Origin of the sequence: Pseudolabrys sp., from assembly GCF_050250095.1 — a bacterium.
Lineage (GTDB): Bacteria > Pseudomonadota > Alphaproteobacteria > Rhizobiales > Xanthobacteraceae > Pseudolabrys.
The window spans coordinates 248,355-265,499 of sequence record NZ_JBFWPH010000003.1 but is presented as its reverse complement, the minus strand read 5'-3'; the positions used below and the strand labels follow the sequence as shown (position 1 = coordinate 265,499).

Annotated in this window: 19 protein-coding genes and 1 tRNA gene; 10 read left to right on the top strand and 10 right to left on the bottom strand. The window is 63.0% G+C overall.

All coding sequences use genetic code 11. The annotated features are described in order from the left end of the window. Window positions 1-7 precede the first annotated feature (7 nt). From AB7F10_RS10700 to AB7F10_RS10685, 4 genes are all read right to left on the bottom strand, one after another. Window positions 8-805, bottom strand: a complete 798-nt coding sequence (locus AB7F10_RS10700; protein WP_428560604.1) for a molybdate ABC transporter substrate-binding protein — start codon at window positions 803-805, stop codon at window positions 8-10. Continuing rightward, window positions 805-1,593 (bottom strand): extracellular solute-binding protein, encoded by a 789-nt coding sequence (locus tag AB7F10_RS10695; RefSeq protein WP_428561555.1) that lies wholly within the window; start codon window positions 1,591-1,593, stop codon window positions 805-807. The genes AB7F10_RS10700 and AB7F10_RS10695 overlap by 1 nt, the downstream gene beginning before the upstream one ends. Before the next feature lie 71 nt (window positions 1,594-1,664). After that, window positions 1,665-2,387 carry an ATP-binding cassette domain-containing protein gene (locus AB7F10_RS10690; RefSeq protein WP_428561553.1) on the bottom strand — a complete coding sequence of 241 codons (723 nt, stop codon included), beginning with the start codon at window positions 2,385-2,387 and terminating at the stop codon, window positions 1,665-1,667. 2 nt (window positions 2,388-2,389) lie between these two features. Further along, window positions 2,390-3,082: an ABC transporter permease gene (locus AB7F10_RS10685; RefSeq protein ID WP_428560602.1), complete on the bottom strand. Its 693-nt coding sequence runs from the start codon at window positions 3,080-3,082 to the stop codon at window positions 2,390-2,392. Between the two features lie 245 nt (window positions 3,083-3,327). Here AB7F10_RS10685 and AB7F10_RS10680 point away from each other — a divergent pair. Then, window positions 3,328-3,417 (top strand) — tRNA-Ser (locus AB7F10_RS10680). Window positions 3,418-3,610: 193 nt separating this feature from the next. Here the strand turns inward: AB7F10_RS10680 and AB7F10_RS10675 are convergent. Genes AB7F10_RS10675 through AB7F10_RS10660 form a run of 4 tightly spaced genes read right to left on the bottom strand, consistent with a single transcriptional unit; the run spans window position 3,611 to window position 6,565 of the window. Further along, the gene (locus tag AB7F10_RS10675) at window positions 3,611-3,925 is read right to left on the bottom strand and encodes a c-type cytochrome (RefSeq protein ID WP_428560599.1); all 315 of its coding nucleotides are present in this window, start codon (window positions 3,923-3,925) and stop codon (window positions 3,611-3,613) included. Window positions 3,926-3,948: 23 nt separating this feature from the next. Further along, complete coding sequence (locus AB7F10_RS10670) at window positions 3,949-4,377, bottom strand: hypothetical protein (protein WP_428560597.1); 429 nt, start codon at window positions 4,375-4,377, stop codon at window positions 3,949-3,951. Between the two features lie 51 nt (window positions 4,378-4,428). Then, complete coding sequence (gene fixJ, locus AB7F10_RS10665) at window positions 4,429-5,061, bottom strand: response regulator FixJ (protein WP_428560595.1); 633 nt, start codon at window positions 5,059-5,061, stop codon at window positions 4,429-4,431. Further along, complete coding sequence (locus AB7F10_RS10660; RefSeq protein ID WP_428560593.1) at window positions 5,051-6,565, bottom strand: PAS domain S-box protein; 1,515 nt, start codon at window positions 6,563-6,565, stop codon at window positions 5,051-5,053. Before AB7F10_RS10660 ends, fixJ begins: the two co-directional genes overlap by 11 nt. Window positions 6,566-6,706: 141 nt before the next feature. Between AB7F10_RS10660 and AB7F10_RS10655 the strand changes: the two genes are divergently transcribed. Next, window positions 6,707-7,372 carry a helix-turn-helix domain-containing protein gene (locus tag AB7F10_RS10655; RefSeq protein WP_428560590.1) on the top strand — a complete coding sequence of 222 codons (666 nt, stop codon included), beginning with the start codon at window positions 6,707-6,709 and terminating at the stop codon, window positions 7,370-7,372. Window positions 7,373-7,516: 144 nt separating this feature from the next. On the opposite strand, the gene AB7F10_RS10650 is transcribed toward AB7F10_RS10655, so the two are convergent. Next, window positions 7,517-8,041 (bottom strand): Spy/CpxP family protein refolding chaperone, encoded by a 525-nt coding sequence (locus tag AB7F10_RS10650; protein ID WP_428560587.1) that lies wholly within the window; start codon window positions 8,039-8,041, stop codon window positions 7,517-7,519. A 214-nt stretch (window positions 8,042-8,255) separates the two neighbouring features. Here AB7F10_RS10650 and AB7F10_RS10645 point away from each other — a divergent pair, with 214 nt between their 5' ends. Beyond that, window positions 8,256-9,758 carry a DASS family sodium-coupled anion symporter gene (locus AB7F10_RS10645; protein WP_428560584.1) on the top strand — a complete coding sequence of 501 codons (1,503 nt, stop codon included), beginning with the start codon at window positions 8,256-8,258 and terminating at the stop codon, window positions 9,756-9,758. Between the two features lie 26 nt (window positions 9,759-9,784). Here the strand turns inward: AB7F10_RS10645 and AB7F10_RS10640 are convergent, their stop codons facing one another. Next, a complete protein-coding gene (locus tag AB7F10_RS10640) occupies window positions 9,785-10,756 on the bottom strand; it encodes a LysR family transcriptional regulator (protein ID WP_428560581.1) in 972 nt (323 codons plus the stop codon). Between the two features lie 157 nt (window positions 10,757-10,913). Between AB7F10_RS10640 and AB7F10_RS10635 the strand changes: the two genes are divergently transcribed. The 7 genes from AB7F10_RS10635 to AB7F10_RS10605 all read left to right on the top strand — a co-directional run bounded on the left by AB7F10_RS10635 (window position 10,914) and on the right by AB7F10_RS10605 (window position 17,137). Further along, complete coding sequence (locus AB7F10_RS10635) at window positions 10,914-12,188, top strand: ABC transporter substrate-binding protein (protein WP_428560578.1); 1,275 nt, start codon at window positions 10,914-10,916, stop codon at window positions 12,186-12,188. 84 nt (window positions 12,189-12,272) lie between these two features. After that, on the top strand, window positions 12,273-13,157 hold the full coding sequence (locus AB7F10_RS10630; protein ID WP_428560576.1) for a branched-chain amino acid ABC transporter permease: 885 nt from the start codon (window positions 12,273-12,275) through the stop codon (window positions 13,155-13,157). A gap of 3 nt (window positions 13,158-13,160) precedes the next feature. Beyond that, window positions 13,161-14,174, top strand: a complete 1,014-nt coding sequence (locus tag AB7F10_RS10625) for a branched-chain amino acid ABC transporter permease (RefSeq protein WP_428560573.1) — start codon at window positions 13,161-13,163, stop codon at window positions 14,172-14,174. After that, entirely contained in the window at window positions 14,171-14,899 is a 729-nt protein-coding gene (locus AB7F10_RS10620; RefSeq protein WP_428560571.1) for an ABC transporter ATP-binding protein, read from the top strand. The genes AB7F10_RS10625 and AB7F10_RS10620 overlap by 4 nt, the downstream gene beginning before the upstream one ends. After that, window positions 14,892-15,596, top strand: a complete 705-nt coding sequence (locus AB7F10_RS10615; protein WP_428560569.1) for an ABC transporter ATP-binding protein — start codon at window positions 14,892-14,894, stop codon at window positions 15,594-15,596. The genes AB7F10_RS10620 and AB7F10_RS10615 overlap by 8 nt, the downstream gene beginning before the upstream one ends. A gap of 2 nt (window positions 15,597-15,598) precedes the next feature. Continuing rightward, window positions 15,599-16,576: an amidohydrolase family protein gene (locus AB7F10_RS10610; protein WP_428560567.1), complete on the top strand. Its 978-nt coding sequence runs from the start codon at window positions 15,599-15,601 to the stop codon at window positions 16,574-16,576. Window positions 16,577-16,579: 3 nt separating this feature from the next. Beyond that, window positions 16,580-17,137: an amino acid synthesis family protein gene (locus AB7F10_RS10605; protein ID WP_428560565.1), complete on the top strand. Its 558-nt coding sequence runs from the start codon at window positions 16,580-16,582 to the stop codon at window positions 17,135-17,137. Window positions 17,138-17,145 lie beyond the last annotated feature (8 nt).

Sequence of the window (17,145 nt, the reverse complement as noted above, 5' to 3'; positions counted from 1 at the left end):
GCGGGCGCTATTTCGGCGAAGCGAATCCGTGACGCGTCAAAATCGCCTGTCCCTGTGGCGACAGGATAAACTGCGTAAGCTTGCCCGTCTCCGCCGAAGCGCCGTTGATGATAGTCAACCCGTAATCGGCGCCCACCGACAATTGCGCCGGTAATTCAACGATTTGCTGTCCGGTATTCTGCTTCTGCGCGGCCAGTGCGTTGGTGCAATAAGTGAGGAATATGTCGGCGCGGCCTTCCGCGACATGCCAGCCGTAGACGCTTTTGCCCGCAGGAGGTTTGGCGCTGTCGGCGGCGCCGGTGAGTTTTTGCGCCTTGGCTTCGAGCGCGGCCTTCGCGCCCGGCTTCACGCTCTCCGCCTTGGCAAATGCCTCGAAGGCGTAGTCGCCCGAAGGGTCCGCTTTCGGCGTCGAGGTGCCGAGCTTTACGCCCGGATCGAGCATGCGCGCGAGCAGGCTGGCGCTGTCGACCTGCAGGCCCGGTTTTACCAGCGCACAGAGTTTGTTGCGGGCGAACATCGTCACCGGTCCGCTTTTCCCCGCATCCGCGAGCGACCGCGGATGCTCCATGTTGGCCGAGGCGAACAGGCCCGGCTTCGCCCCGTCGGCGATCTCCTTGCGCAGAAGACCCGATGGGCCGAATTTCGTCGTCACCGTGTTTCCGGTCGCCGTCTCGAATGCCCTGGCGGCTTCGCTCAGGGCGGTGTTGAGACTGCCCGCCGCGTAGAGCATCACGGTCTCGGCGCGCGCGGGCGTTCCCGACATGATGGCGGCTCCCAGAACGAGGGTGGCGGCGAGCCCGCGCATCACGCGCTCGGGTCGTTGGCGTTCGGATAGAAAAGCTGCTGGCCGTCGATCTTGTAGTCCGAGATCGTCTTCTGGCCTTCCGGCGAGATCAGCCAGTCGATGAACTGCTGGCCGAGGTCCTTCTTCACGTTCGGATGCTTGGCCGGGTTCACCAGCATGACGCCATACTGGTTGAACATGCGCTTGTCGCCCTCGACAACGATCTCGAGGTCGCCCTTGTTCTTGAAGTGGATCCAGGTCGCGCGGTCCGATAGCACATAGGCATTGCTCGCCTTGGCGGTGTTGAGCGCGGCGCCCATGCCCTGGCCGATCGCCTTGTACCAGGGGCCTTTGTCTTTCTCGATGTCGACGCCGGAGGCCTTCCAGAGTTTCAGCTCGGCGCTGTGCGTGCCGGAGCGGTCGCCGCGCGAGATGAAGTCCTTGCCCTTGTCCTTGATGGCGACGAGCGCCTTGCTGACGTCCTTCATGCCCTTGATGCCGGCGGGATCGCTCTTGGGCCCGATCAGCACGAAGTCGTTGTACATCACCGGATAGCGCTTCACGCCGAAGCCTTCGGCGAGGAACTTCTCTTCCTGCGCTTTCGCGTGGACGAACACCACGTCGGCATCGCCGCGGCGTGCAGTATCGAGCGCCTTGCCGGTGCCTTGCGCGACCACCTTCACGGTGATGCCGGTCTTGTCCTTGAACTTCGGCAGCAGGAAGCCGAACAGGCCGGAGTCCTGCGTCGATGTCGTCGAGGCGACGACGATCGATTTGTCCTGCGCGACTGCGGCCGGCGCGCCCAGCATGGCGACGGCGAGAGAAGCAGCGACAATAAAACGACGGGTGTGCATAAAACCCTCCTCTTTTTTTGTGTCGTTCAGATCAGCAACTCGCCGGAGACGAACGCCTTCGCCTCCGGTGTCTTCGGATTGTCGAGCAGCGTGGCGGCGGGTCCGCTTTCGACGACGCGGCCGCGATGCATGAAGACGATGTCGCCGCCAAGCCGGCGGGCCTGGCCGAGATTGTGGGTCGACATCACGACCTTGACGCCACGTGCCGAGACGGCGCGGATGACGTCCTCGATCGCCTTGGTGGCGGCGGGATCGAGGCTTGCCGCCGGCTCGTCGAGCATCAGCACCGCGGGATCGCGCGCCAGCGCACGCGCCAGCGCGAGGCGCTGCTGCTCGCCGCCGGACAGGCGTCGCGCCGGACGGCGGCCGAAATTCTCCAGCCCGACCAGGTGCAGCAACTCGCCGATGCGCGTCTCGTGTCCGTCGCGCGGAATCCCGGCGGCGTTCAGCGCGTAGCGGAGATTGGCGCCCGCGCTTCGCCGCAGCATGGTCGGACGCTGGAACACCAGCGCGCGCTTCTCCGGGGCTGCGTCGCTGCGGCCGCCCCATGTAATGTGGCCGGTGCTCGGCGGCTGCAGTCCCATCAGGACCCGCAGCAGTGTCGTTTTGCCGGAGCCGTTGGGGCCGATCAGGATCGTCGGCGTGCCCGGATCGATCGTCAGCGACATCCGGTCGAGGATCGTCACCGCGCCAACCTTGACGGTGAGGTCGCTGAGAACGATCGGCAGATCGGCGGTCGGCGCGCGCATGGTCATCCCGCGTAGCGTTCGCCGGCCCGGCGCGCTCCCCAGGCGAGCGCGTTGACGACGACGACGATGGAGATGAGCACCATGCCGAGTCCAAGCGCGAGCGGCAGGTCGCCTTTGGAGGTTTCGAGCGCGATCGTCGTGGTCATGGTGCGGGTGAAGCCGTCGATGTTACCGCCGACGATGATGATGGCGCCGACCTCCGCCGCCGCGCGGCCGAAGCCGGCGAGCAGCGTAGTCACCAGGCTGAAGCGGGCGTCCCAGATCAGCGTGACGATGCGGCGGGCCGGGCCGACATTCATCGCCGCGAGTTCTTCGCGGTACTCGGCCCAGAGATCCTCGACGGTCTGCCGCGTCAGTGCGGCGATGATCGGTGTTACCAGCACGGTCTGCGCGACGACCATCGCCTGCGGCGTGAACAGCAGGCCGAGCGGGCCCAGCAGTCCGGATCGCGACAGCAGGAGATAGACGAGGAGGCCGACGACGACCGGCGGCAGGCCCATCAGGGCATTCAGGATGACGATGACGGTCTCGCGTCCCGGAAATCGTGTCAGCGCGATCAGGGCGCCGAGCGGGATGCCGATAACGGCCGACAACACAACGGCGCTGCCGCTGACCACCAAGGACAGCCAGACGATGGCCATCAAGGTCGGGTCGCCCGTCAGCACGAGCTGTAAGGCAGAGGTACTGTCCGACATGGTGCCCTGGCGCGTCTGAGCCCGAAATCTCTGAAAATTCAGGACTTTTCCAATTCCTGCATTAATTTCCCAAAAGGGTCAATATTGGTAAATTATGCAAATAAAAACATATATATGCGCAACTCGCGGCGCGGATCGCTTGCGGGAGGCGGGGCCGGAAAAACAAGCCGGGGCGTTTTGCAAAATCCGGATTGCGCCTTTAGGAAGACGCTCCGGTGCGAACAGCAAGCCTGTTCGGCCTGGATGGAGAGGTGGCCGAGTGGCTGAAGGCGCACGCTTGGAAAGCGTGTATACGGGAAACCGTATCGAGGGTTCGAATCCCTCTCTCTCCGCCAAAACAAAGTCCCGCCGGTTGGCGGGATTTTGTTTTGGTGATGAGGGATATCGAACCCTCGATCTTTGTCCGCGCGCCGCCGCGCCGCCGGCGCGCCGGCTCGCGTGAAGACGGCCCTGCGCGCAGGGCCTTTGGGTTCGAATCTCTCTCTCTCTCTCTCTCTCTCTGCCAAACCAAAGCCCCGCACCCGGAGCCTATTCCCGGATGGACCGCAAGTAATTGGTGATGGCGCGGGCTCTCGCGCGGTCGAGCCGGAAAGTCGGCATGTCGGGATGCGTCGGGATCAGCCGCCCCGATTCAAGAATGCTGGCGAACTCGTCGAGATCGTAAAAGTCGCCGATGCGTCTGAGCGGAGGTGCGGCAGGGTGCGGGCTTTTGTCTGTCGATCCGACCGCGTGGCAGCCGCTGCAGTAGTCCTTGACCAGTGCTTGACCGTTTTGCGCAGATGCATTGTCCGCGCCGGCCGTGATCCACAGAAGCGCTATGATCAGTGTTCCGCCTTTAAGCATGAAAATGCGATCTGCGGCTTGTACTAACCGAGCACTTCGATCGAGGTGACGGCGTATGTCGTCAGCTTTCCGTCTGTGCCACGCACCGAGACGTATTCGCCCGGACGGAAGCGGTGCGAGCCAAACAGAAAGCCGGCCTCATCGTCGTCGGAGCTCGAAACGTCGTAGTCGAATACCCATTGGACGTGCTCGCGCCCGCCCGGTTTATGGATCAGCATACCTGTGATGTCGTCATGGCCCGCGGCGAAGTGACGAACGACGCAATCGGCACGCTTCTGCTTCCACGCCGAAACATCAATGCGGTCATTCACGTCGAGCGGCGCGATAAACTCGTAGCCGTACTCGCGCGAGCCTTCGGGAAATTCCTTGCAACGCGCCAGCGTCAGGATAACGCGCTTGAGGGGGGCTTGATTGCTTCTCGGCATCGGGTGCTCCGTGGCTTTAAGCACCATGATATAGCGACCGGCAGGAGCGGACTTTGATGGAAATCAACCGCGCTGGAACTAGTCGTTGCGCGGAGTTTCGAGGAGCCCCGCCGTCAGCGCCATCCGGACGAGATCGGACAGGCTGGCCGCACCCATCTTGGTCATCGTGTTGGCGCGATAAATCTCGACCGTGCGCGGGCTGATCTTCAGGTCATAGGCGATCGTCTTGTTCGGCAATCCGGCCACAAGGCCGTCCAGAACCTGTCGCTCCCGCGCCGACAGCGTGGCGAGTTTCTCGAGAATCTCGGCGCGATCCGCGTCGCGTTTCGAATTGACCTTCAGAAGCTCCAGCGCGTGGCGGACCGATTTGAGCAAAACCTCATCGTCAAAGGGCTTTTCGATGAAGTCGAAGGCGCCGTACCTCATGGCTTCGACGGCAAGCGGAACGTCGCCGTGGCCGGTAATGACGATCACCGGCGTCGGGCTGGGCTGCTTTTTCAAATGCTTGAGTAATTCGATACCGCTCATTCCGGGCATGCGAACATCGGTAATCACGCAACAGTTTTCGTGCCTTCCGGGGTTCTTGATGAATTCAGACGCGGATTCGTGAATCTCGACGGCCATGCGCGCGCTTTTGAGAAGAAATGCGAGAGAGTCCCGCGCGGCGTCATCGTCATCGATGACGTGAACGATCGGCCGGTCAGTTACCATTGAGGTCCTGCTCCGTGACTTGCGGCAGGGTAAACCAGAACACGGTTCCGCCGCCGGCGTTCGGCTCGATGCCGATTTTACCGCCGTGCGACTCGATGATGGTGCGGCATATCGAAAGTCCGACGCCCATGCCGTGGGCTTTCGTCGTGAAGAACGGTCGGAACAGCTGTTGGGCGGTCTCCGCGGAAATGCCGACGCCGGTGTCGGCAACGCGAACCGTGACCATGCCGCTTTCGCTGCCGGCGGACGACACGGTGAGAGTCCGCTGAGGGCTTTCCGCCATCGCCTCGACGGCGTTGCGCAGCAGATTGACCAGCACCTGCTGGATCTGGACCTTGTCGGCCATCACATAGTCTGCCGATGGGTCGAGTTCCATCCGTACACGAACGTCGTAGTCCTTGACGCCAACCAGGGCGAGGGCGCTCGCCTCTTCGACAAGCTTGATGACGCTTTCGACCCGACGCTCGCTTTCGCCGCGCGCGACGAAGTCGCGCAGCCGACGGATGATTTGCCCCGCGCGGACAGCCTGATCGCTCGCTTTTCCGAGAGCGTCACGCAGCATCACCGAATCCTCGTCGGTGCGCTCGGCAATCAACCGGCTCGCGCCATTGAGGTAATTGGAAATCGCTGAAAGGGGCTGGTTGAGCTCATGCGCCAATGTCGACGCCATTTCGCCCATCGCGGTGAGGCGGGAGATATGCACCAGCTCGGTTTGCAGCTCCTGAAGGCGCGCTTCGGTGTTCTGACGTTCGGTGAGGTCGCGGACGAAACCGGTGAAATAGGTTCTTTCATCCGACCGCATTTCGCCGACCGACAACTCCATCGGAAAGGTGGAGCCATCCTTGCGTGCGCCGACGACGACGCGGCCGATGCCGATGATGCGGCGTTCGCCGGTTTTTCCGTAGCGCCTCAGATACCCGTCATGGCTGTCGCGGTAGGGCTGCGGCATCAGCATTTTGACGTTCTGGCCGATCACCTCGTCTTCGCCATAGCCGAACAGGCGTTGTGCGGTAATGCTGAACGACTGAACGATGCCGTTCGGATCGATGACGATCATCGCATCGGGAACCGTCTCGAGTATGGAGCGCAGGTGTGCTTCGCGGGCAAGCACGTTGCGTGTGACGGTCGCTGCGGCGGCACGCGCGAGCAGCAGCCGATCGCCCAGCCATGCCACGCCGGTGCCGATGATGAGAAAGACGCCGAAGCCGAACATCTCGGTCGGCGTCGGACTCAGTCCGGATGGAAACGGGTAAAGGCCGAGAACGGCGCTGATGCAGGTCGCCAGCAGGCCCGGTCCGAGCCCTCCGAGCCCGCTGGCGATCAGGACGGCCGGAACGTAAAGCAGAAACGGATTTTGCGAGCCGATTCCCTCCAGCGCGAATAACCGCGCCAGAAAAGCAATGCTGATCAGGAGGATGGCCGTAAGATAGGCTATCGGGAGATTGATCGGCCGGTGCCTGGCTGCTTTGAGTTCAGCCTGCTGCCTGAGCCACGCCGTCTGCATTCGAGCCTCTCCCGCCACGAACATTAGCTTCGGAACGGCTCGGAGAGAACTAGGGGATTTCCCTTAGGGAGCTTATCTGAATTTTCTCCGGGGTCAGCCGCCGGCAATCTGGGCGCAACGGTCAAGCAGGGGAGAGAGCCCATGACCCAGATTCAAGCCGCTCATGCCGCCAGCCAGAAAACCGGTTTCTCGGACGGATCCTCGCTGGACAGCTCGCTCGAAATGATCGGTGCGGTAATGAATTTCCGCCGCAACGAGGAAATTTATGGAGAAGGCGAAGCAGCCGAGTATCTCTACCTGGTCAAGACCGGCTGTGTGCGCGCCTACAAGATTCTCAGCGACGGCCGCCGCCAGGTCGGCGCGTTTTATCTGCCGGGCGATGTTTTCGGCATCGAGGCTGACGCGGAGCACACTCATTCGACCGAAGCGGTCGGCTCCTGCGCAGTGGTGGTCTTCAAGCGTTCGGCGCTCGCGTCCCGCGCCACAGGAAACTCGAAGTTGTCGCAGCTGCTGCTCGATCTCACGATCAATGAGCTGAAGCGCGCGCAGAATCACATCCTGCTTCTCATTCAGAGCGCGCAGGAGCGCGTGGCGGGTTTCCTTCTCGAGATGGCGGCAAGGGAGCGCAAGTCCGGCGAAATCAATCTTCCGATGTCGCGCCAGGATATCGCCGATTATCTCGGCCTCACCATCGAAACGGTGTCGCGGACACTCACGCAGCTTGAGAACAATCGCGCGATCGCGTTGCCGAGCTCGCGCCGCGTGGTGCTTCGTAACTACGGAGCTCTCGCTCGACTGAATGCGTGACGCGTTTCACTCCCATCGCGATCAACGCCGAGCGAAGCGAGCGATCCGGACTCTCGGATCGCTCGTTTTTTATAAAGTGCCGTTCAGAGTACAGCGACCACTGAGAAAGCAGGCAGCGCGGGCTTTTTCCGAATGCGGATGCGCTCAGCCCCAGCGCTCCCACCCCCAGCGGCGGGGCCCGGCGCGATCGAGCTGACGCTTCTGCTCGGCATTTAATGTGCCATAAAACGCGTCGAACGCGGGGCGCACGGTCTTGATGGCCTGCAGCATCGCCTCCATGCGATTCTCCATCGCCGTCAGCCGCTCCGCCGCGTTGGCCGGAAACGTCTTCGGGCAGGCCTGCGCGATCTGGCTCGCGGCTTTGGCGGATGTCGCGCGAACCTCGTCCAGCGCCTTTTTCTGCGTGTCATCGAGTTTCACGATGCGCTCGATGCGGTCGATGCGCCATTCGGCCAAACCCGCAGCGCGAGGATTGCAAAGGCCACGGCCATAACGGCCGCCCATCATGCCCGGTCCCATCATCCGGCCGGGTCCCATCATTCCTGGTCCGTATCCGGGACCATAGCCTCGGCCATAGGCCGGCGGTTCCGAGTCCGGAGCTTTCGACGCTTGCTGCGCATAGGCGCCGCTCACCACAACGGCCAAGGCCAGTGCGGCGACGACCGGCACCTTGAATTTGTGAGAGGTCGTCATCTTGCTTCCTTTCTCGCCTCGCGGCGATCAGTCGTTAAGTTGCCCGGCATTGATGCGCGCGGGCGCGAATGGATGTGTTGATTCTCATCAAGCCAAAGTCATTTCGTCACGCCGCCAGTAGGAGCTTGATTCACGTCAAGGCCATCCCTCGATCGCCCCTTCAGAATATTTTGAAACAAGGAGGCGACCGATGGCGAATGCTCTGGACGTTCGAAGCCATGCCAGTGCTCCTTTAAGTTGGTTCCGCACCAACTGGGGTCTTCTCGCCGCCATCGCGGCGCTCGTGATCGTGCTGCTTCTTCCGACTCCTGAGAGGTTGCCCGTCGCGGGCCACCGGATGCTTGCCATATTGGCTTTCGCCGTCATCGTCTGGATGACCGAAGCCATCGACTATGCGGTGTCGGCATTCGTCATCGCGGCGCTGATCGCGTTCCTGATCGGCCTTGCTCCGAACGTCGCCAATCCAAAGGTGCTGCTTGGCACCAGCGGCGCGATGAGCCTCGCCTTCAGCGGCTTCACGACGACCGGTCTCGTGCTCGTCATGTCGGCTTTGTTTCTTGCCGCCGCGATGACGCAGACCGGTCTCGACAAGCGTATCGCCCTGACAATCCTCTCCCGTGTTGGCACCGGCACCCGCAGCGTAGTCATCGGCACCATTCTCGTCGGTTTCGTGATTGCTTTCATGGTGCCCTCGACCACGGCGCGTGTTGCCTGTCTCGTGCCTATTACTCTCGGCATTATCTCTGCCTTCGGCGCCGACAAGCGCGGCGCATTCGCCAGCATGCTGATGATCGTGACGGTGCAGACGGCGAGTATCTGGAATGTCGGCATCAAAACCGCCGCCGCGCAAAACATGATCGCGATCGGGTTTATCGAGAAAGCTTTCAATCAGACGATTACCTGGGGCGAATGGCTCATGGCGGCCGCCCCCTTCGGCATTCTGATGTCGATCGCGCTTTACTTCGTGATGACCCGCATGATGCCGCCGGAGATCGAGCAGGCGCCCGGCGGTATCGAAGGCATTCGCAAATCCCTCGCATCGCTCGGCCCGATGAAAGCGGCCGAGAAGAAGCTGCTGGCGATCTCGCTGACATTGATCGCGTTCTGGGCGACCGAGGGCATTTTGCACAAGTTCGACACGAGTTCGACGACAGTCGTCGCCGTCGCGTTGATGTTCATGCCGGGCATCGGAATTCTCACCTGGAAAGAAGCGCAGCCGAAAATCCCGTGGGGAACGGTGCTTCTGTTCGGAATTGGCATCAGCCTCGGCACGGCTCTCCTTCAGACGAAGGGCGCGACCTGGCTGGCGGATATCGTGGTTGCGGAGTTCGGGCTCAAGAATGCGACCGCGCTGTTCATCCTGGGTGTGATGACGCTCTTCCTGGTTGTCATCCATCTTGGATTTGCCAGCGCCACCGCGCTTGCTTCGGCGATGATCCCGATCGTGATCGCGGTGCTGAAAGGGGTGGCGACGCCTGGCATCAATGTCATCGGCATGACCATGCTGCTGCAATTCGTGGTGAGTTTCGGGTTCATCCTCGTCGTCAACGCGCCGCAAAACATGGTTGCTTATGGCACGGAGACCTTCACGGCGCGGGATTTCGTTCGCACCGGGCTGGTGCTGACGTTGATCGCCATCGCGCTTGTAATGTTGCTCGGCGCGACCTACTGGCGCTGGCTCGGCTACGTCTAAGCTGCCATACGGTTGGTGCGCTGGTGTTACTCGGCGCCTGTCAGGAAATTCTGTCCGGCGCTGCCTTCCGCATCCTTTGTCGTCATCTCCGCCGGCTCCCAAATCTTCTTCGCAATCTGCTCGTCGGCAATCTCGCGCAACACGCGCGCGAGCTGCAGCGCGGCGAAACTGAGCGGACGCGATTTCGGCTGGGCGATCAGCCATGTGATGTAGAATCCCTCAACCGGGCAGGCGCTCACCAGCTTCTTCTTGAGGAGTTCGCGTACACCGCAACTCGGCAGTACGGTGTGGCCGAGGCGCGCCATGACGAGGTCGGTCATCAGCGGCAGCGTATTGGCTTCGATGCAGATTTTTGTCTTTCTGCCGATCCGCGCGAGACGCGTCTCGACGAACAGGCGCAGGCTGTTCGGCCGCGTGGTCAGAATGAGCGGAACGTCGCCCAGGTCCTCGATCGCAATCGACGCGCGCCGGGTCAGCTTGCTGTCGGGCGGGCCGATCAAAAGCATCTGCTCGCGGCCGAGCGGCTCGGCTGTGACGCCGCGGACCGGCTCGTGAATATTCGTCACCGCGAGATCGAGCATCCCGCCCGCGATCTGATCGCTGACCTGGCCGCTGGTTTCCTCGGTGACGCGCACCGTGACGTTCGGAAAGGCTTCCGCGAAGCGGCCAATCAGCGGCACCGCGAGCAGCGTGCGCGGGGAGGGCGGAATGCCGAACGCGACTTCGCCGCTCGGCTGGTCGGAGGCGGAGGCGACCTCGCTTTTCAGCGAGCGTAGCTGACGCTCGAGGCCTTTGAATCCCTCGCTGAGACGTTTTGCCGCTTCGGTCGGCTCGATGCCGCGCCCCGCCCGCACGAACAGCGGCGTGCCGAACTCGCGCTCGAGCGCGCGCATCTGCCGGCTCAGCGTCGGCTGCGACACCCGCAGCAACTGCGCGGCGGTGCTGAGGTTCTGGTGCTCCATCACCGCGAGAAAATAATGCAAACGCTGGAGATCCATGACGCGGCCTTCGGCGGCAAATACTTCACGGCTTGAAATTATACGGAAAGTGCATCGCTTGTATAGAAACAATGCGATTGCTGCATGTTGAGGCTGTTGCTAGCGTTATTCGTCGGACCAAAAGGGTCGGCCGGGGATCTATTCAAGGAGAGACGTTATGAAAACGTGGCTGCGCCTCAGCGTGGTTGCCATCGGGGCGTTAATCGGCGTCGTCGCTGCGAATTTTGCCCAAGCCCAGGAGCCCATCCGGATCGGCGTGCTGCTGCCGCTGACCGGGCCGTTCGCCAAGAACGGCATCGAGAACTGGGAAGCCATGCAAATCGCCCGCGACATGATCAACGAGCGCGGCGGCATCAACGGCCGCAAGATCGAATATGTCAGCGGCGACGCGACGTCGCCGGCTGCCGGCATCAGCGAGACCGAGCGCCTCATCACCAAGGAAGGCATCAAGATCACCACCGGCTCGTTCGCCTCGCCGCTCGCCATCGCGGTGAGCCAGGCGGCCGAGCGTCACGGCGTGTTCCACTGGGAGACGACCGGCGCGGCCGAGATCATCACCCGCCGCGGCTTCAAGCACACCTTCCAGGTCGGCGCGCCCGCGCGCCTCTACGGCCAGGTTGCGGTCGACTTCATCATCGAAGATCTCACCAAGCGCCTGAAGAAGCCGCTCAACGAGCTTCGCATCGCGCTGCTGTGGGAAAACCGCGCCTTCGGCAAGTCGGTGGGCGACGGCATTCGCGCCTACGCGACCACCAAGAACATCAAGCTGGTCTACGACGAAGGCTACGACCAGTTCGCGACCGACATGACGCCGATCGTCCAGAAGCTGAAGGACACCAAGCCGGACATTCTTGTCGCGATCTCGTTCCCGAACGACGCCATCCTGTTCCAGCGCAAGGCGAAGGAACTGGATTTCAACGTCGCGGCCTTCATCGGCGTCAGCGCCGGCTATTCCTCGCCGGATCTGCGCAACTCGATCGGCAGCACGGTGAACGGCCTGTTCGTTTCCGACTTCCCGCCGAAGGTCAATCCGAACGTGCTGAAGCCGGAAGTCCGCAAGGTCGCCGACGAGTTTTACAAGCGCTACGAAGCGAAGATGAAGCGTCCGCCGGCGGGTCATGCCGCGGCCGGCTTCTCGGCGATCTGGGCGCTGTTCACCGAAGTGCTGCCGAAGGCCAAGACGTTCCAGCCGGATGAGCTGCGCGACATCGCGTTGAAGCTCGACCTGCCGGAAGGCTCGCTGGTGAACGGCTCCGGCATCAAGTTCACCAACTTCGACTGGAAGGACAATCCGAAGGACGCCGGGCAGAACCTGCGCGCCTCGATCGGCGTGTGGCAGTGGACGGCGCAGGGCAACGAGGAAGTCTTCCCGGCCAAGCTCGCGACCCACGAGCCGGTCATGGTGCCGCTGCCCGACTGGAGCAAGCGCTAAGGTCTGGACGCCCCGCGGAGCGCACACCTCCGCGGGGCGCGCGACCCGCTTTGCCTTGATCCTCGTGTCGATCGGTCCTTTGCAATGAGCACCTTTGGCCAGCTCGTGCTGTCCGGCATCTTTCTCGGCGGCATCTATGCTCTCATGAGCATGGGGCTGACGCTGGTGTTCGGCGTGCTGCGCGTCGTCAACTTCGCCCACGGCGAATTCCTGATGATGGCGATGTACGGCGCGTGGGCGATCACCTTCTATCTCGGCCTCAATCCCTACGTCGCGGCGATCGCGGTAGTGCCGGCGATGTTCCTTTTCGGCGCGCTGATGCATCGCATCATCATCGCGCCAGCGCTCGACAAGCCGCATCTCGTCGTGGTGTTTGCGACGATGGGCCTGTCGATCTTCATGCAGAACGTCGCACTCATGATGATGACGGCGGACCTGTGGGACGTGCGGCCGATGTTCGCTCGTTCGATCGAGATCGGGCCGTTCTATTTCAAGGCCGAGCTGCTGATCGGCTTCGGCGTCACCATCGCCTGCACGATACTGCTGCAGTGGCTGATCCGCGCCACCTATCTCGGCAAAGCGATCCGCGCCACGGTGCAGGATGGCGAGGCGGCGATGCTGATGGGCGTGCCGATCCCGCGCATCTTCCTCATCACCTTCGCCGGCGGCTCCGCGCTGGTCGGCATCGCGGCTTGCGTGATGATGCCGCTGTTCTCGGTGTTCCCGACGGTGGGCCTCAATTTCGTGCTGATCGCCTTCGTGATCGTGGTGCTCGGCGGCATGGGCAGCATCGAAGGCGCGCTGCTCGGCGGCATCTGCATCGGCGTCGTGCAGTCGCTGAGCGGCTATTACATCGCGCCGGCTTATGGGCAGATGTTCTATTTCATCCTGTTCCTGCTGGTGATGATCTTTCGGCCCAATGGCTTCCTCGGCCAGAAGGGCGCGGCGAATATCGGCATCAACGAGTAAATCATGTCCGTATCGCCCGTCTCATCGTCGAAGCAAAGTTGGCTGCTGATGCCGCGGCGGGGCAGTCGCGTTTCGGTATTCGAGCTTGCGCTGCTGGTCGTCTGCGGCGTGCTGGCGGTCACCGTGCTGCCGCCAACGATGCAGGACATCGCGGTGCTGACGTTTCTCTGGGCCGGCCTCGCGCTCGCCTGGAATCTCGCCGGCGGCTATGCGGGCCTGATTTCATTCGGCCACGCGGCTTTCTTCGGGATCGGCGCTTACGCCTCGACCATCCTGTTCGTGAATGTCGGCCTGACGCCGTGGATCGGTATTTGGATCGGCGGCCTGATCGCGGCTGCGACCGGCGCGATCCTCGCCATGATCTGCGCGCGGTTGCGCGGCCCGTTCTTCATCCTGTCGACGCTGGCTGCCTCCGAGGTCGTGCGCATCGCCGCGCTGAACTGGGCGACGCTGACCGGCGGTCCCGAGGGCCTGTCGATTCCGCCGGTGAACGGCCTCGCCAACATGGTGTTCGCGTCGAAGGGCGCCTACGTCGTCGTGATGCTGGTGTTTCTGGTCGCGGTGTTCGCCTTCACCAAATGGCTCGAGGGCTCACGCTACGGTTATTACCTGTTCGCGGTGCGCGACGACGCGGACGCCGCCAGCGCTGCGGGCGTCAATCCGCTGCTTGTGCGGACCGTGGCGATGGCGCTGAGCGCCGGCATCACCGGCATTGGCGGTTCGCTGTTTGCGCAATACTTCCTTTATCTCGATCCGACCTTCGTGATTTCGCCGGAACTGTCGTTCCAGTTCGCGCTGCTGGCCGCTGTCGGCGGACTGGGCACCGCGATCGGGCCGGTGCTCGGCTCGTTCCTCATCACGCCGATGTCCGAGTTGCTGCGCGCCTATCTCGGCAACCAGGCCGCCGGCCTGCATCTCGTCATCTACAGCGGGCTGCTGATCGTGGTGATGCTGTATTTCCCCGGCGGTATCGCCGGGGCGCTGATGCGCCTGACCGGCCGGACGGGCGAGCGATGACCGCGCTCCTCAAGCTCGACACAGTCAGCCGGCGCTTCGACGCGCTGTGGGCCGTCCGCAACGTCAATCTGACGGTGGAGAAGGGCGAACTGCTCGGCCTGATCGGCCCAAACGGCGCCGGCAAAAGCACGCTGTTCAACCTGATCGCTGGCGCGCTGCTGCCGAGCGGCGGTGAGATCGTGTTCGACGGCCAGCGCGTGACCACATGGAAGTCGTATCGGATCGCGCGGATCGGCATTGCCCGCACCTTCCAGATCCCGAAGCCTTACCGGCAGCTTTCGGTCGTCGAGAACGTGATGCTGACCGCATTCCAGCATAACCACGCGGTTCGCGCGGCGCGCGAGCTGGCGGTGCGTTCGCTGCACGATGTCGGCCTGCAGGATTACGTCGACGCCCCGGTGACGACGCTAACCGTTGGCCTGCTGAAGCGCCTCGAAGTGGCGCGGGCGCTGGCGTTGCAGCCCAAATTGGTGCTGTTCGACGAGATCATGGCCGGCCTGACGCCGACCGAGGTCGGCGTCATGACGAAGTTCATCGCAGAACTGCCGGCCCGCGGCATCACGGTCGTGTGGGTCGAGCACGTGCTGCACGCCATCATGCGCACCGCGACCCGCATCGTCGTGCTCAACCGTGGCGAGCTGATCGCCAACGGCAAGCCCGCCGACATCGCCAAGGATCCCGCCGTCATCAAGGCATATCTCGGCGAGGAGATGAGCCTTGCTTAAGGTCGAGAAGCTCAACGCCTTTTACGGGCAGATCCAGGTGCTGCACGGTATCGATCTGACCGTCGCGGACGGCGAGATCGTCGGGCTGGTCGGAGCGAATGCCGCCGGCAAGAGCACACTGATGTATTCACTCGCCGGGCTGCGTACGTTCTGCACCGGCAGCATCCGATTCAACGACGCGCCACTGATCGGCCTGCCGGCCTACGACCGGGTGCCGCTCGGTCTCGTGCTGGTGCCGGAGCGCCGCCGCTTGTTCCCCTTCATGAATGTTCTCGAAAACCTCGAGATCGGTGCCTACACCAAGGCCGCGCGGGCGACCGCTGCCAAGACGCTCGATGAGGTCTTCACGCTGCTGCCGGTGCTGGCCGAACGCCGCACCCAGATCGCTGGCACGCTGTCCGGCGGCGAGCAGCAGATGCTGGCGATCGGCCGCGCGCTGATGGCGAAGCCGAAAACGCTGCTGCTGGACGAACCGACCGAGGGGCTTGCGCCGATCTACGTCAAGCTGCTGTTCGACCTGATCGCCGACCTTCGCAACAAGGGCATCACCGTACTGATCGTCGAGCAGAACGTGCATCACGTCCTGCAGGTGTCGGATCGCGCCTATGTGCTGGAGAACGGCCGCATCGTGCTCGAAGGCCGCGGACAGGATTTGCTGAACGACGAGCGCCTGAAGGTTGCCTATCTCGGACTGTAGTCATGATCACCGACATCCATCGGCATTTCGTTCCGCGCCAGTTTTTCGACTTCATGGTGTCGCGGCCGGAATTCGCCATCAGAATCAAGCGCCGCGAGGGCGAGCTGATCGACACCGACATTCGTGGCATTCACTTTGGGCTCAACGAAACCTTTTTCGATCTGCCGCGCCAGCTCGACAGCATGAAAGCGGAGGGCGTCGAGCGCGCGATCTTGTCGCTTGCCACGCCGTTCATCGACTATCATCTCGATGCGAAGCTCGCGGTCGAATCCGCGCGCCGGTTCAACGAGGCGCTCGCCATATCGCTCGCCGGCAAGGACAGGCAGTTCGGCGCTTGGGCTTTTCTGCCGATGCAGGATCCCGCCGCCGCTGCGGCGGAACTCAAGCGTTGCGTCACGGACTATGGCTTCGTCGGCGGTCATGTCGCTTCGAACGTGCGCGGCACCTATCTCAGCGACACGAGCTTCGAGCCGATCTATCGCGTCGCGACCGAGCTTGACGTGCCGCTGTTCGTGCATCCCGCCGATCCGGCCGGCAAGGAGCGCATGCGGGACTATGAGCTGACGGTGGTGGCGGGCTATCTGTTCGACAACACCATCAACATCCTGCGGATGGTCTGTTCCGGCTTTCTCGACCGCTGGCCGAAGCTCAAGCTTGTTTGCGCCCATGCCGGGGCGTTCAGCATGATCTTGCGAGCGCGCATGCAGCGCGAGGTGGATACCAACGCGCAGCTTTCCGCCACATTGAAGGCGCCGGTCGGCGACTATCTGCGCCGGCTCTATTTCGACTCGATCTGCTTCGAGCCGGATATCCTGCGCTATGCGGTCTCGGTCGTGCCGGTCGAGCATGTGCTGATGGGAAGCGATGCGCCGTTCCCGCTGGGCGAGCCGCATCCGGTGTCGTTCGTGCGCAGCGCGCTGCCGGTAGCGCAGGCCGACGCGATCCTGACGAAAAATGCGGCCAGGCTGTTCGGGAGATAAGCGATGGATATCCGCCGGCTTCTCGTCATCAGCGATACGGTGAAGTTCGAGGGCGGGTCGACTGCCATCGTCCCGGTGACGCGGGTGGCCGCCTGCGCGGTGATCGCCAATCCACTCGCCGGTGTCGCTACCGACGATCTCGGCGTGCTGATCCCGCTCGGGGCGGAGTTGGGCGAGCATCTCTCCGCCGAGGCCAGGACGCTGCTGCGCGCGCCGGTCGTCTCCTACGGCAAGGCGGCGCTGATCGGCAGCGCCGGCGACATCGAGCATGCCGCGGCCATCATCCATCCGCGCATGGGCAAGCCGATGCGCGAGGCGATCGGCGGCGGTCAGGCCATCATTCCCTCCAACGTCAAGATCGCGGCGCCCGGTGAATCGATCGACGTGCCGCTCGGCCATAAGGACGACGTCTGGTCGTTCGACCATATCGACACGATGACGATCGCGGTGCCCGGCGCGCCGCGCCCGGACGAGATCGTTGTCGTGGTCGTGCTGGCCGATGGCGGCAGGCCGCGGCCGCGCGTCGCCAAATCGGGCGCGGTGCCGCCCCGCACGGCGTAGGTGCCGGG